Source organism: Vibrio sp. B181a (assembly GCF_030248375.1).
Taxonomy (GTDB): Bacteria; Pseudomonadota; Gammaproteobacteria; order Enterobacterales; family Vibrionaceae; genus Vibrio; species Vibrio campbellii.
This window is the reverse complement of sequence record NZ_JAHGAD010000019.1, coordinates 65,083-80,444: the sequence shown is the minus strand read 5'-3', so window position 1 is coordinate 80,444 and position 15,362 is coordinate 65,083. Positions and strand designations below refer to the sequence as shown.

General features: G+C 44.9%; 10 protein-coding genes. 4 read left to right on the top strand and 6 right to left on the bottom strand.

Annotated elements, in window-relative coordinates; genetic code table 11:
• Positions 1-49: 49 nt before the first annotated feature.
• Positions 50-979, top strand: coding sequence for an SRPBCC family protein (locus tag KIO97_RS08730; protein WP_050905952.1), 930 nt, complete (start codon positions 50-52; stop codon positions 977-979).
• 132 nt (positions 980-1,111) lie between these two features.
• Positions 1,112-2,401, top strand: a complete 1,290-nt coding sequence (locus KIO97_RS08725; protein ID WP_285381994.1) for an alkaline phosphatase — start codon at positions 1,112-1,114, stop codon at positions 2,399-2,401.
• 106 nt (positions 2,402-2,507) lie between these two features.
• Here the strand turns inward: KIO97_RS08725 and KIO97_RS08720 are convergent, their stop codons facing one another.
• The 6 genes from KIO97_RS08720 to KIO97_RS08695 all read right to left on the bottom strand — a co-directional run bounded on the left by KIO97_RS08720 (position 2,508) and on the right by KIO97_RS08695 (position 11,376).
• Positions 2,508-2,954, bottom strand: a complete 447-nt coding sequence (locus tag KIO97_RS08720; protein WP_045420611.1) for a hypothetical protein — start codon at positions 2,952-2,954, stop codon at positions 2,508-2,510.
• A 12-nt stretch (positions 2,955-2,966) separates the two neighbouring features.
• Positions 2,967-4,745 carry a S8 family peptidase gene (locus KIO97_RS08715; RefSeq protein ID WP_285381990.1) on the bottom strand — a complete coding sequence of 593 codons (1,779 nt, stop codon included), beginning with the start codon at positions 4,743-4,745 and terminating at the stop codon, positions 2,967-2,969.
• Between the two features lie 255 nt (positions 4,746-5,000).
• A complete protein-coding gene (locus KIO97_RS08710) occupies positions 5,001-5,336 on the bottom strand; it encodes a hypothetical protein (protein ID WP_012129209.1) in 336 nt (111 codons plus the stop codon).
• 9 nt (positions 5,337-5,345) lie between these two features.
• Complete coding sequence (locus KIO97_RS08705; protein ID WP_285381988.1) at positions 5,346-7,298, bottom strand: tetratricopeptide repeat-containing diguanylate cyclase; 1,953 nt, start codon at positions 7,296-7,298, stop codon at positions 5,346-5,348.
• Between the two features lie 615 nt (positions 7,299-7,913).
• Positions 7,914-9,170 (bottom strand): aromatic amino acid transport family protein, encoded by a 1,257-nt coding sequence (locus KIO97_RS08700; RefSeq protein ID WP_045382424.1) that lies wholly within the window; start codon positions 9,168-9,170, stop codon positions 7,914-7,916.
• Between the two features lie 220 nt (positions 9,171-9,390).
• On the bottom strand, positions 9,391-11,376 hold the full coding sequence (locus KIO97_RS08695; protein ID WP_285381984.1) for an EAL domain-containing protein: 1,986 nt from the start codon (positions 11,374-11,376) through the stop codon (positions 9,391-9,393).
• A 595-nt stretch (positions 11,377-11,971) separates the two neighbouring features.
• Here KIO97_RS08695 and KIO97_RS08690 point away from each other — a divergent pair.
• Together KIO97_RS08690 and KIO97_RS08685 are read left to right on the top strand one after the other, a co-directional pair.
• Positions 11,972-12,406: an N-acetyltransferase gene (locus KIO97_RS08690; RefSeq protein WP_285381982.1), complete on the top strand. Its 435-nt coding sequence runs from the start codon at positions 11,972-11,974 to the stop codon at positions 12,404-12,406.
• Between the two features lie 289 nt (positions 12,407-12,695).
• Positions 12,696-15,359, top strand: a complete 2,664-nt coding sequence (locus KIO97_RS08685; RefSeq protein WP_285381980.1) for a nitrate reductase — start codon at positions 12,696-12,698, stop codon at positions 15,357-15,359.
• Positions 15,360-15,362: the final 3 nt, after the last annotated feature.

The following is a 15,362-nucleotide window of genomic DNA, read 5'->3' as shown; positions in this document are numbered from 1 at the left end:
CGATATCGATTAGACTCAAAAGAGTCAAAGTGAATTCAGAGGAGTGGCTATGCTCTCATATCAGGTCAATCGAAGTATCGAGATAGAAAAAACACAAAGTGAAATCATCAACTACCTAAAAGATTTTACTCGTTGGCCTGAGTGGTCGCCGTGGATCATTCTCGAGCCAGACTGTGAGCTAACTTTCAGTGATGAGCAAGGTGTGGTAGGAGCAGGGTACCAATGGAACGGAAAACGAATTGGTACTGGTGCCATGGTTCTCGAAAGTACTCAAGAGCATCGATTGGACATGGAACTTCACTTTTTTCGGCCTTTAAAAACTCATGCGAAAGTTACTTTAATAGTGACGCCGTCACAAGCTGGTTGTACCGTCGAGTGGCTAATGCAATCACGTGTACCTTGGTTCTTGTTCTTTCTAAAAAACGTGTTTAAGTCCATGATCGAGATGGATTATGACCGTGGCTTACGTATGTTGAAAAGCCAGTTGGAAACAGGGCAAGTGTTATCCCTGCTCACTGATTTGGGTTCCCGAAAACAAAATGAAATCAGCTACATTGGATTATCCGGTGCAGGTACGATTCCTGATCTTGGCCCCATGATGCAATCGCATGTGGCGCGATTGTATGAGATGGCAGAGCAAGAAAATCTGCCTGTCACTGGTGAGCTATTTTGCTACTACCTATCAATGGACATGAAGCAAGGATACTTTGAGTTCATTACTTGCTTGCCTGTCAAAGCTGGCGTTGTCGCGACTGGTGAGTTTGTTGCCGGAACCATTCCCGAAAGTGACACCTATGTGATTGAACACAAGGGAGAGTATCAATTTTTGGGGAATGCATGGTCGTATGCGATGAATCTTACTCGGCACAATGGCATCAAAGTGAAGACCAAACCGTTGGGCATCGAACGTTACCTTAATAACCCAAATGACACTGACAAAGCAGACTTGTTGACTGAGGTGATTGTGTTTAAGAAATGATGTGCGTTGTAAAACTATGAAGCAACGCCATGTTTCATCCTAAGTGCATGATAGTATTGGTATACAAATTAGAACGATACTCAAGTTGATGTGTGCCTTTATGGTGCCATCGCACTATGTCATGGATGAGATATGAGACTTAAATACTCCCTAATTACCGCGAGCCTCTTGGCTACCCATTCTTACGCAGGTGACGCGCCGAAGAACATTATCTATATGATCGGTGATGGCATGGGGCCAGCCTTTACGACCGCTTATCGCTATTATCATGATGATCCAAATACAGATGATATAGAGCCGACGGTTTTTGATTCTATTTTGGTTGGCATGGCGAAGACGTATCCTGATGATGTGACTTACGTTACTGATAGCGCTGCAAGTGCCACCGCTCTGAGTACTGGTGTCAAAAGCTACAACGGTGCTATCGCAGTGGATACGGATAAGAAGCCGATCAAAACGATGTTAGAGATGGCGAAAGAGAAGGGCATGACCACTGGCTTGGTGGCTACATCGCAAATTAACCACGCAACACCTGCAAGTTTTGCCGCTCATAATGAATCTCGCAGAAACTATGACGATATAGCCAATGATTACATCGACAATAAAGTGGGTGAGAAATTACCAGTCGATCTACTCTTGGGCGGTGGTGTTCGTTATTTCGAGCGTGAAGATCGTAACTTAGTTGAGGAGTTTAAGCAGCAAGGCTACCAATACGTTGCCGACTTTGGTCAGCTTCCTGCACTGCAAACCTTACCCGCCTTAGGCTTGTTCGCGGATAAGGCATTTCCGTTCGCACTAGATGAAAATCCCACTCGCCTAGAAGAGATGACCAACAAAGCGCTTTCTTTATTACAACGTCAAGACAATGGCTTCTTCGTGATGATTGAAGGTAGCCAGATCGACTGGTGTGGGCATGCGAATGATATTGCGTGTGCAATGGCAGAAATGAATGATTTTGCTAAATCCATTGAGTTGGCTAAAGCGTATGTCGATGCTCACCCTGATACTTTATTGGTGATTACCGCGGACCACTCAACTGGTGGCTTAACAATTGGCTCGAATGGTCAGTATCAGTGGGACACCGAGGTGATTAAGGGTGTTCACAAAACAGCATGGCCTTTAGCGATGTCTCTTGCGCAATCCCATGACATGATCGCGACATGGGATGAGTCGGTCGATTGGTCATTATCTAAAGATCAAGGTCGAAAGCTGGCATACGCTAAATTGAGTGAAGAGCCAGCTAAAGCCCTCTACAAGGAAGTGAAAGCGATCATTAATGAGAAGAGCTACACTGGTTGGACGACAAAAGGCCATACTGCTATTGACGTCCAAGTGTTTGCTTATGGGCAAGGTGCGGATAAGTTTGTTGGTTCGCAAAATAACACTGACATCGCGAAGAAGTTAATCAGCTTTATTCAGTAGGCTCTCAACTCTATAGATTTAAACTGTCCGTTTCTCATAAGCGAAAAGAAAATGCCTCAGCATGTGCTGAGGCATTTTTTATAGGCCAACTTCTCTTGTTAGAGAATTATTGTGCACGGTATTTACCGCTGTTTAGTTCAATTTTAGACGCTTTTACGCGACTGTCAGCATTTAGGTAATCGCTGATACCCAGTAGATCTTGACCTTCCGCAGCTTTGAACACGGCTGATTCACCTTGTGCAAAGACGACGTCAAGTTTGAGCTCTTTAGCTACTGCCTTAGCATCGGCTGGGCTTTTCACCGTAACAAAGATAAGGCCAGTTGCTTTAGATACGTTACTAAACGCATTCTTAAACACCTCGTCACCAGCGTGTAGCTCTGCCGCTTCGGCAAGGCTATCAACAGAAAGCTTACGGTAATCTTGGCCGTTAATTTGTACGGCATCAGATGCAACAAACAGTTCAGGTGTCGGTTGCTGAGCCAATTGTTGCTCTGCTTGTACAGCCGCTGCCATTGTCGATAGAGCCAGAATAGAAAATGTCATAAATTTCATGTGAATGACTCCTTAGTGACCGAAGATACGCATAGACCAGTTTTTGATAACACCTGGTTTTGCGTTGTTAGCCATCGGTACATCATAGATAGCTGAAGAATTGAAATATGCAATGAATGAGAACACTTCATCGCCGTTGGTATCGATCGCTCGTAGTGTCCATTCGCCTTTCGCGTTTTCACCGTAGAATTGGTTAGAAAGCATCAACTGGTTTTCATAACCCGCTACTGTTGGATCAAGAGATTGACCAACGAGACCATTACGCGGTGTTTGCAGAACTGAACGTGTACCTGATGGAGAAATGAGCTCAATTGCCAAATCTGGTAGACGCGAGTGTTCAAGTGTCAGTTTCACTTGTACTGACTCAACAGTAATGTCATCGGTAACAGCAATCGTTGAAGAACCACCCGCCAAGCTTGCGTCTGGAACACTCACTTCCGTCGCATTGCTTGCCCAAGGTGTAATAACTTGTGCTGGTAGAACATTGTTTGTCATACGAGCACGTTTCATTGCTTCATCTAGGTTAACTGCGCCAAAACCATAGAAGGTATGGAAGTCAACGCCAGCTGCGTTTGTCTGCCATGGTGAAATCGCTTCGTAGCTGACCAAGTCTCCTTGGCTATTAACGAACTCAAGTTGAACACCTGGGTGGTCTTTGTCGGTTACGCTTGCTGTTTCTGCTAGTAACGCACGGACATCACGAGCGGTCAGCGCATGGTTGGTTGACATAATCGCCGCAATTGCACCAGAAGTGTTTGGCGCCGCTGAAGACGTACCATTCATTGTGCTGGTGTAGTTACAGTTCGGATCTTGCTCAGTACCGCCGTGAAGGCCGTTAATACCTAAATCTGCACTGGTGTTTTGACCTTCTTCACAGCCTACTAGGTCTGTCGTTACCATTGCTGGAAAGTCTTGACCGTATTCACCCGCTGGTGCCGCGACCCACACGTTTGAACCTACAGATGAGTAGCTTGCGCGAGTTCCGTCAGCACGAAGTGCGCTGGTTACAAGGTTGTAGTAACTCGCATTGTCGTAAGACTGTGCTGCGTTATGCATTGGTAGGCCTTTATTGCCACCGCCTGCGAAGAAGTCGCTAGGAAGCACGAAGAAACGGCCAGTGTTGAAGTAGCGGTAACCATTACCAGCAGATTTTACGAAGACAGCACCACGACCCCAAGCATTGCCTTCGCTGACGTCTTTCATTACATCCATTTCAAGCTTGAACTGCGGATCGTTCTCATCGAATGGAATAGGGTAGATTGGACTAAAACCATAACTTTGGTTGAAAACGCGAACATCGCTGGTTGCAGCGTCCACGCCGTGAGAAATCAACCAACCTTCCAGTGTTTGGTTCGCGAGCCAGTTAAAGCCCATTAGAGAAGAGCGAGAAGCTACGCCGCGAACGCCTTCACCGTTGTTACCAACTGCACTGATTAGGCCAGCAACAGCGGTACCGTGGCCATTTGTATCAACTGGGTAATCGGCTGGGAATGAAGAGTCTTCAACGAAGTTTCTACTGCCTGCGACTACGTTACCTGCAAGGTCTGGGTGATCGATCTGTACGCCAGAGTCAATAACGGCAACTTTTACACCAACACCAGCAATGCCCATCGCTTGTGTCAGTTTGGTGTTCAAGTCATTACCCGCAACGGCAGGGTTTGCTGCAAATGCAGTTTGGCCTGTGTTGTCTAGGTGCCATTGCTCAGAGTAGAGCGGATCATAAGCCGAGACGGCAGGTGAAAGGCCTACTGCTAACATTGCAGCGAATAGGCGATTAATGCGTGTTTCCATTTGTGACCTCATGTCTTTGTTTGGAATTTTTGTCCCTGTTCGATACTCCTTTAAACAGGTCTAAACAAAGCTAGCGGCTTAGAATGGAAACGAAAACTGTTTACATCTTATTTACTTTTGTTTTTCGACGCACGACATTTTCTTGACGATAAGTGCTTGAAGTCACATTGGAATCTAGATATTTGCAGGAAAGATTGCATGTTTAAAAAGCAGAAAAACTAGAGAATTTTTCTGCTTTTTATGGAATGGGATGATTTATATGGCAGGTTGTATGGTTGCCGCAGGTTCTGTAGGGGCTTGTTCTTTACGAGACAGCAGACCGTCAACCACTTTTTCTACATAAAACTTCTTATACTCCTTATCACACCAACGCTTGTTCAAACCGCGACGGTTGAATTCGGCACCAATTGCCACGCGGGTTTGATTTGATGCGCGGTTGTAATACAGGGTTTCACATAACTGCATGTTGCTCATCTGCTGAGCGTACACATTAACACTGCTGCTTCTCATTCCTAATTGCGCGGCTTGCTGATTGCTGCACGCGGCCAATACTAAGGGCGACAGTGCAGCGAGAATCCATGTTTTTTTCATTGTGTTTTTCTATGACGTCGAGTGAATTTGGTACTGGTTTCGACCAGATTGTTTGGCATCGTACAGAGCTTGGTCAGCGGCAAAGAACCATTGATCCCACTCCTGTTTGATGCTTTGCGCACTTAGCTCGTTAACTGCGCCGAGTGAGATTGTCGCGCCTAGCGATTCAGAGTCAACCTCAAGGTTGTTGTTTTCAACTGCAAGTCTCAAACGATCTAACGTTTTTGCACAGTCATCAGCGTGTCTAATTTCGAACAGCAGCACAAACTCTTCGCCACCCCAACGGACGAGTAAGTCTCCGGCGCGCGTCGCCTCGTCGAGAACGCGTGCAACGTGCAACAGCATTTTATCGCCTAGGTCATGGCCATATTGGTCATTGAAGGCTTTGAAATGGTCAATGTCAATAACGGCAAGGGCGAACTTACGATCAGGGCTTCGACGCGCCATTTGATCCAGCCAACTAGGCAGATAGCGACGATTATGTACCTTCGTTAGCGGGTCAGTGGTATTTTGCTGCGCCAATTCTTCGTTGATCTTGTTCATTTGGCGAATGTAACGGAAAAGCCAAAAACCGATAGCGGCCACAATAAGGAAGTAGAAGATTTCGCGATAGCGTTGGGATTCAAGCTCAGAAGCTTGGAGCGCATTCTTCGCTTCGAGAAGGGTCAATTCTTTCTGAGCCAGCTTCGCCTCTAAGTCGAGTTTGATATTGATCATCTCATCGCCATGAACATGGCTATCAAAGCTTTTTTCTAAGTTACGTAAACGACCCAAATTATCGAATGCTTTTTCAAAATGTTTTAATTCTTGGTTGGCGCGCACGAGCACTAAATACAGGTCCATTTGCTGCTTAGTCTCTGCACTTGCCGTTTCACTTAGGCCTTCTAATGCAGTTTTTGCACTCTCAATCGCTTGCTCATACTTCCCATCCTTAAGGTAGGCTTCGGCAAAAGCTTCGTGGCAGGCGGCTTTTAGGCCTTTTAAGTTTTGCGGGTTCGGAAGTTCTAAACATGTCTGTGCAAGTTGATAAGATTCTTCCATCTTACCTAGTGTGCTAAGAAGTTGGGATAAGTTAGAAACGGAGTTATGCTTAATTCTGACTGAGCCCGTTGCCATGGAAAGTTGGGCTGCTTGCTCAAAGTAACGTTCTGATTCTTCGTACTTTTCCATGCCATAGTTAATGACACTTAAGTTCGCATACATGATGGCAAGGAACAAGCTGTTGTCATACTTATCATCGCTGTTTAAGTATCCGTTTATCGCTTGATCGATATAGGTTTTTGCCCGATCCCAGTCCGACAGTTCCATATAAAGTGAAGCGATGTTGTTGAGTGTCATCGCAATCTGGATTTCAAACTCAGATCCTTCAAGCAAATCATAAGCGGTTCGATAATGTTTTAAACCGGTTTGTACTTGAGCGCGCTGAACCTCTGCATTTCCAAGCCAGCGGTAAGCTCGACCTTGAAGAGAGTTATAGCCAATCTGGCGAGAGATATTGATGACATCGTGCAGAAGAAGCTCGCCTTGCCAAACTTCGTCTGCTTCTATCAGTTCGACGGCTTGGTTTAACTTTGCTTCTGCAATCACCCAAGGCAAATCATGTTGTTTGCCGAATTCAACGAGGTCAGGGAGCTCTGGAATTGGAACGCCTTCGTAACGCTCAAGATAAATATGTGCGAAGTAATAAAGTGCTTGTGAATCCGGAGACGCGTCCGCGGGTAATGTGAAGTCGCTTGATTTGATTGAGCGAGGCTTACCGATAGAGTTGAAATAAAATTCCAACATCGGGTCGTCTTTTATCGAGATATGGTGTCTGAGGTAACTTTCTTTGTTCGCGTGGTCTGCAGAGAAACTGCTGGTTGAACACATCGCGCCAAACACAATCGGAAATAGATACCATAACGTTTTAAACGGTATAAGCTTTAGACGGTTGATAAAAGCGAACTCTTCAAAGTGAAACACGCAAGAAGTCTATCATTTCTCATCTATGAATAACCACAGATTTAGTTGTTTTATCTGTACATTAAAAGTAACTGTTCAATGAGTGAAAATAGGCCACTGAAATACCGGCGTTTTTAACACAAAATGCTCAAAAGTACCCGGTTGAACGGATGTCTTTCTGCTTTTCTCGTTAAAGGCTGTTGCCATAAGAATCTTAACAATAGAGTAGGGGAAAGATGAGTAGGTAACTCTGTTCATAAAGAGGATAAACGATGGGGTAACAGCTCGTAAAAAATCCTCCGATCTCTAAAATTTCATTTAGCTGTCATAAATATTTAATATTGGTATGTCTTGTGAAAAAACATCTTTTTAGACATAGTGTTATTAAGCCATGAAAAACTGGTTGTTCCAACTAAAAAGGAGATTGCCTATGCACAACGAAATGATTCAACCTTCTCGCTTTGGTATTATCGGTCGTACTTGTATCGCTTCAGTACTTATGATCGCAGGTGTTTTCACTCTTATGTAATAAGACGGTAGTTCATCAGTACTGCTAAGAAAATATGGCAAAATTCAGGGAATTACCTTAACAAAAAATAAGGTATTCCCCTGAAAATCCTATCTAAGTCTCTATTCTTAACTCAACAAGCTAAAAACCAACGCACTTACTGCGATAACTCCCGTCATAAGTACAAAGTAGGTCGATGCTTTTCCACGATACTTCTGCAGTCCTTTTACTTTGTATACCGCTAGCATTGGCATAATGAACAAGATCATTGCGATGACAGGTCCCGACAGGGCTTCCATCATCCCCAAGATGCTAGGGTTCATGATCGCAGCAATCCAAATAGACACAAACAGTACAACAACACTGATGCGATCTACGCGTTGCTTTGGCATATCAGAATGCTTAGTGATCAAACCATTCAAGCTTTCACGTGCACCAAGGAAGTGACCAAGGAAAGAAGAGGTGATCGCGACAAATGCGACAAGTGGACCTAACGTTGCAATAAAAGGATTGTCCGTAGCGTTTGCTAAGTAAGACAACACAGATACGTTTTGCTCTTTTGCTTCTGCCAGCTGTTCCGGAGATAGCGCAAGCACGCAAGAGAAGACAAACAACAGCACAAAAGCGATCAGCATGATGCTAGTGCGACGTAAAATAAGCTCAGACTTCGCATCCGCTGCCTCACCATAGTGACGACGTTGAACATTGGCAAAGCTTGAGATTGCTGCCGCGTGGCTGAAAGAAAAAATGACGACAGGAATCGCCAGCCACATGGTGCTTGCAAAAGACGACATTTCTGGCGCGTCCATTACTGGCATGCTCCAGTTTGGCATTAAGTAGAATGATAGAAACGCCAGAATCGCCACCAACGGATAAACCATGATGGCAAAGGCACGCAGCATTACTTTTTCACCCGCCATCATGATAGCAATTAAGCTAAACACTAATACGCCAGACAGTAGGGCACGCGGTAATGGCTCCATACCCGCTTGATTGACCATAAAGCTGTCGACAGTATTGGTAATGCCAACGCCATAGATTAGTAGGATTGGGAAGATAGAGAGGAAGTACAGCAGCGAAATTGAACGACCCGCTTTCGCGCCAAAGTGTTCTTCTACCACATCGGTAAAATCAGCGTTCTTGATCTTTGAGGACAGGACAAATCGGGCAAGACCACGGTGAGCTAAGTAAGTCATTGGGTATGCAAGAACCGCCATGACAACGAGAGGCCAAAAGCCGCCAATACCAAGGTTAATCGGCAAAAATAGAATACCTGCACCAACAGCAGTACCAAACAAGCTTAATAGCCAGTGTGTATCGTGCTTTGTCCAAGTATTTGTGGTGTTTAATTCACTAAAGTTTAACGTATCTCGAGATTCTTTCACTTAAAACTCGCTTTTATAAAAATAATAATCGCGCGGATGGTATATGTTTTAGTGATTGTTATCACATCGAGTTTGTGGTGAATCGTGCTAGTGAAAAGGTGGTGGTGTAAACTATCGAACCATGAAAATTTGAAAAAAGCGATATATAGTTTCAGTTTGGTGTGTATTAATTGAAATAATATCGCGAAATTTTATGATTTTATGGTTTTAGATGTTGTGGTTAAGCTTTGTTCGATAACATTGTAAGGTGTTCAGAGAGCGGAATCGGTTTAGAAACGCCAAACCCTTGAGCAAACTGGATATTTAATGCTCTTAATGTCTCTATATGAGCTTCTGACTCTACAAATTCAGCAACAGTCACGAGGTTCATGCTCCTTGCTACTTGGCTAATGGCTTGGACGATAATTCTGTCGTTTTCACTAGCAACGATATCTTTGACAAAAGAACCATCCACTTTTAGTACATCCAGTGGAAGGCGACGCAAATAGTCAAAGCTCGCGTACCCTGTACCGAAGTCGTCAAGTGCGATAGTTGAGCCCGCTTTGCGTAGTAAGTTCAGGTTCAGGATGGCGATCGGCTCATTACAAAGGGCATCAGATTCTGTGATCTCAAAGCAGAGCTTATTCATCGGAATTTCGTGCAGTGCGGCTTTTGTTTGTATCTGCTCTGCCAAACCTTCTGAGTTGAGCGCTTTTGCCGTTAGATTAATAGAGCAACGACCGACTGAACGCCAATCGTGAATTTGTGCTTTTAGTGAGAGAAAGGTGTGCTCAATTACCCAGTTATCCAGTTCAAGTTCTAAACCAAATTCGTTAATCAGCGGAAAGAACTCCCCCGGTGACATCAACGTATCTTCGCTGGGTCTAAGACGTAAAAGTATCTCAAAGTTCGCTGCTTGGTGTGCCTCACTAAGTGCGCGGTAAGGTTGGCAGTAGAGCTCGAACTCGTTTTTACGAAAACACTGCTGAATAAAACTTAATTGATCAAGTGTATTCTTTTGCTCTTGATCCTGAGTAATCCAGTTCACACAGCGATGTTCGTGACCTTGCTGTTCGCACAGTTTAGAAATTAATGGATCGAGGCTTTTGTCTCCGTAAACCGAAGCACACTGTATGGTACGCTTTACCAAGCTTATCGCTTTATCATCAAAGTAAAAGTAAAAACGATCTAACAGAGCGATAAGGGTTTCTAACTCAGCGTCCATATCAGGTAGGCGCGGAGCGATACACAGCAAGCCGCTGGCAAACGGGGGTAAATAGGCGCGTTTTAAATGCTCAGTGTTGGAGGCAAGATATTGGCTGAGCTGTTTCATTAGCTGAGCCCTACCTTGGTGGCCTAAACCATTGAGTTTGGATAGCGTTGGTTCTAGGTCGATATATATCACGGTTGCATTGGCTTGCTTGGCAACATCCTCTTTTAGCTGGGCGAGATTATATAAACCCGTAAAGCTGTCGATACGTTCTTTGCGAATGGCATTGCGTGTTGTGACATAGTTTTTAATGGTGTGCGCGCCCAACATAAACGTGAGCATGGTGAGAACGAACAACACCAGAAGCATCGCATAAACTTGTTCACGTGAAAGCAGTTCGGCATTAAAACGATTAATGATGCTAAAAACACAAATCAGCAATGTTGCAGCACCAACTAACATAGGGCGAATCAGTCCAAACTTACCCAATCCCATACCAACCAAGCAGAGCAGAATCAAACTGAGCGTGTTCAGTGTGAGTGGGTTGTTTGTTGATATGCCCCCGACTAGGAATAATGCACAAATCATCACCCATATACGAAAGTGAAATGGACTAGAGTGTGCGCTCATCATTGCACGGTCGAGCTTTAGGTATGGGGCATTTTCTCCATCGAGAACGTAACTCAACCCTAGACTCAATAAGGGAGTTAGTACCATCTGTGTCAGAACCGCACTTAAAACCGAATAGGCGATAAATTCAAATGAAAAGCTGGGGTTACCGCCGAGTAGCACACTGATTAACAACAATAAAGCCGTATTGGCGATTGGGTAAAGAATACCGATAAACAGAGCGAAATAGCTTAGCTTTACAGTAAAGTTGTAGGCAGCAACATGTTTCAAAGCCGAGCGATAGAGCTGGCAAAACAATAATGGAAGCGCAGGAAGGAACAGAGCGAACATCAGCGCCATATCAAATGGACGTTCAGAGCAAATGGTGTAGTAAAACAGCAAGCTCACGATGATCGTGGGCAGTACCCTAAAATTGTATCTGAGCGTAACTGCAACAACGAAAGCGGCCGTAAAAGAGAGCACGTGAACGCGATCTTGCGCAATCACATAGAAATTGGAGAGGCTATAGCTAACTTGTATTGCGCAAAAGATTAGGATCTGAGTCCCTAAAAACTGCCACCACTTTTTATTTTTATAATCGAGCAAAGGGCTGATTTGCTCGAGTCCAGACATCGACATTATTCAACTCTAATTATGACAGCGTAATTGAAGTCTCTGCACTAATAATGCGAGAGCCTCATTTTTATAATGATTCGCCTAGCTAAAGGAGCGCAATGGCTCATGGTGGGCGAGTTCGCCCTTATTGTTGTTATTGTTTCTGCTTATGAGAGCGGCGATTATTCTACAAAAAACAAGCAACAATCAAATAAAAACTGGTACGACGTTCCATTAATCAAAACTACCTCTCATCAATGAGAAGTGGTCTTACCAATCTACTGAGTGTGATTATTCTAACAGATTGCTAGGAAAGGTATGAAATCATTAGGTTTTATCGCTTTTCGCTACTATATTCCGCTTCTTAAGTTCAAAAGGAACCGTTTTAATGAAGATTACCCCAGCAGGAAAACAGGATTTGGCGTTAGTACACGCACTTGAACACGTATTGTTTGGTCATCACGCTTACCCTCAGTTTTTCTTTCGACAAGTATTTGATTGCTGGCCGCAAGGTTTGTTGATTGCCAAAGAAGAAGACCAAATTACGGGTTATGTACTGATGGCGACAAGTGATGAGCGAAACACACAATGGATCTTGTCACTTGCGGTTGATAGCCAACATAGAGGCAAAGGGATTGCGCGTTTACTTGTACAAGCGGTTCTAACTAAAGCCAGCGCGGGTTCTGTTGTCAAACTGACTGTCGACCCGAACAATGTGCCTGCGTGCAAGTTGTACACTTCGCTAGGCTTTAAGGTTCTGGAAAGAGAAGAAGATTACTTTGGTGATGGAGAGGCAAGATTGGTCATGGAACTAGCCCGTTAATCTTGCACTTCTGTGATTCAAACTCGCACCTAATCAGTGCATTGCCAATGATAAAGTGTAAGCTGGTTTTGCTAAGTTATTGAAATATAGTGCAATATAAAATTGGCATCGGGTTTGCAATTTAGATTGTGTTCATCGTTAACTCGATGCGCCGCTTTCCCTTAGCAGGCGGTTAAGCGGATAGGGTATTACTTTTTTGAGCTTTTATAGGCAATGCAGCCTCTCTCGTTTCGGGAGAGGTTTTTTTCGCTTGTAGCTCGTCATTCTAAGGAAAGAATCAGGGGGCGGAATGTCGCAAGGATGCAAAAAAACCACTTGTCCCTATTGTGGTGTTGGATGTGGTGTCGAGGTCAATGCGAAAGGAATCGTTGGGGATGCGTGTCATCCTGCAAATGCGGGATCACTGTGCGTAAAGGGCGTCGCGCTGGCAGAGAGCTTGAATATGCCTTCTCGCTTGCTGTATCCAAAGCTTGTCACCAAGCAGCGACCTCAAGGGCAAGAAGTACAATGGCAACAAGCCACAGATCTGATTGCAGAAAAGATTCATCAAGCGAAAGCGGAGTTTGGACCGGATTCCGTCGCGATGTACGTGTCAGGTCAGTTGCTAACGGAAGACTATTACGTCGCCAACAAACTCATGAAAGGCTATGTTGGCAGCGCAAACATCGATACGAACTCCCGTTTGTGTATGTCTTCGGCGGTTGCGGCTCATGTACGAGCATTTGGTGAAGATGTCGTTCCCGTCAACTACGATGACATTGATAATACCGAGCTGTTGATCATCTGCGGTTCGAATACCGCTTGGACGCACCCTGTTTTATTTCGACGCATTCAACAAGCGAGAGAGAACAATCCTAATCTCAAGCTGGTGGTCATTGACCCGCGTGAAACGGTCACAGCACAGCAAGCCGATTTGCATCTACCGATTAAAAATGATGGGGATGTATCACTTTTTAATGGGCTGCTTAAGTTTCTTGTTGAGCAGCAATGCGTTGATTCTGAGTACATAAATTCTTGTACCGACGGGTTTGATGCGCTTGCAGAAGAAGTTTCTGACTTGCGTTACGATGTCACTAATCTAACGTCTTCCATTGGGATTTCAGAAGAAAAACTCACGACATTCTTCCAATGGTTCGCACAAAGTCCAAACGCAATCACGCTGTTTTGCCAAGGGGTTAACCAAGCTGAAAATGGTGTCGATAAAGGCAATGCCATTATTAATGCACATTTGGCGACAGGTAAGATTGGGAAAGCTGGTTGCGGTCCTTTTTCTATAACTGGTCAGCCAAATGCGATGGGTGGGCGAGAAGTCGGTGGATTGGCAAACCAGTTAGCGGTTCATCGCGCTTTTGACGCAGAGTCTATCAAGCAGGTACAAGCGTTTTGGGATTCACCAGAAATTGCCACTAAGCCCGGATTAAAAGCCGTCGAGCTGTTTGAGGCGGTAGAGCGCGGTGGGGTTAAAGTTCTGTGGATCATGGCAACCAATCCCGTTGTGTCTTTGCCAGACAACCAATTGGTAAAACGTGCACTAGAGGTTTGTCCGTTTGTGATTGTTTCCGATATCACAGCGGATTCGGATGTCGCGCATTTTGCGGATCTGTTGCTACCCGCCGCTGGTTGGGGTGAGAAACAAGGTATGGTAACCAACTCTGAGCGTCGACTTTCAAGGCAGCGCCAGTTTCAAACGCCTCCGGGTGAAGCAAAATCAGATTGGTGGGCGATAAACCAAGTTGGGCAAGCTTTGTGTGAACTAGAGAAGACCAAGAGTGGTTTTGCATTTACCTCAGAACACGCGGTATTCAGGGAGTATGCGGCGATGACAGGCATGAATGCAGATTCGCCATTGAAGCTAGATCTTTCTCAACACGCGAACTTAACCGAGCAAGAATACGAAGCTTGGAAGCCTACTCAATGGGGAGGAGTACGCCCTTTTTCTGATGGCGTCTATTCACACCCAGATGGAAAAGCGCGTTTTGTCGTGACCAGCGAATTGCCTCAACGCTTAGAGAGAACAAAAGGCTGGTGGCTAAATACGGGCAGACAACGCGATCAATGGCATACCATGACGCGCACAGGGCATATCGCACACCTTGCCGCCTCTGAATTAGAACCAACCGTGTACATGAACACACTCTCTGCTACTCAAAATCGCTTAAAAGCAGGACAACTCACCAAGCTGTTCCAGCCCAATTCAAACACCAGTATTTATGCCAAAGTTGCCATTGATGAGGGGTTAGGTTTTCAGGAGCTGTTTATGTCAATGCACTGGGCGGGTCGATATGGCGGTGAAAGCGGTGTTAACGCAATAGTAAACAGCGCGAAAGACCCTATTTCTGGGCAGCCTGCGTTTAAGTCGTCTTATGTTGAAGTGCAAGACGCGGCGGTAAAAACCTATGGTATGTTCATCGGTACACAGTTTGATTCCGGCAAGTTTCTCTACAGCGCATTTCAAGCAGAAAGTAATTTGGGCATCTGGCGCTTTGCACACGATAAGCGACCAAAGAAGCAGAGTTTTTGTCGAACGGAAAAGAGCCGCAGAATTACGATAGATATTGCCCAAGGTTGGCTAGCGGTGGATTACGACCTTGTTGGAGACGTTCGTATCATTCGCTCTGTTTTAGTGGTGTCTAGTGAACCGATTCAAACCGACTACACCAACTTTACTGGCTTGATTGGCAAACCGATGGAGCTATCGCAACTGCTTACCATCACTCAATCGCAAAGCTGCGCCAAACTGGTTTGTAGTTGTTTCCGCGTCACCGATAAACAAATAAATGACGCGATGGAGAAACAAGACTGCACGTCAGTGACCCAACTTCAAAACAAGCTCAAGTGCGGTACTAACTGTGGCTCGTGCGTCTCTCAAATCAAACAAATGGTCGACAGCCATCAGTATCAAAAGGGCAAACAGCAAGCGAACCAGCAAAGTTTGGCTATTCAAATAAAGTAAGTC

Excerpts from the sequence above, each read along its gene's own strand:
- KIO97_RS08715 (WP_285381990.1), bottom strand. The coding sequence starts at position 4,745 with ATGGAAACACGCATTAATCGCCTATTCGCTGCAATGTTAGCAGTAGGC.
- KIO97_RS08685 (WP_285381980.1), top strand. The coding sequence starts at position 12,696 with ATGTCGCAAGGATGCAAAAAAACCACTTGTCCCTATTGTGGTGTTGGA.
- KIO97_RS08725 (WP_285381994.1), top strand. The coding sequence starts at position 1,112 with ATGAGACTTAAATACTCCCTAATTACCGCGAGCCTCTTGGCTACCCAT.
- KIO97_RS08710 (WP_012129209.1), bottom strand. The coding sequence starts at position 5,336 with ATGAAAAAAACATGGATTCTCGCTGCACTGTCGCCCTTAGTATTGGCC.
- KIO97_RS08730 (WP_050905952.1), top strand. The coding sequence starts at position 50 with ATGCTCTCATATCAGGTCAATCGAAGTATCGAGATAGAAAAAACACAA.
- KIO97_RS08720 (WP_045420611.1), bottom strand. The coding sequence starts at position 2,954 with ATGAAATTTATGACATTTTCTATTCTGGCTCTATCGACAATGGCAGCG.
- KIO97_RS08690 (WP_285381982.1), top strand. The coding sequence starts at position 11,972 with ATGAAGATTACCCCAGCAGGAAAACAGGATTTGGCGTTAGTACACGCA.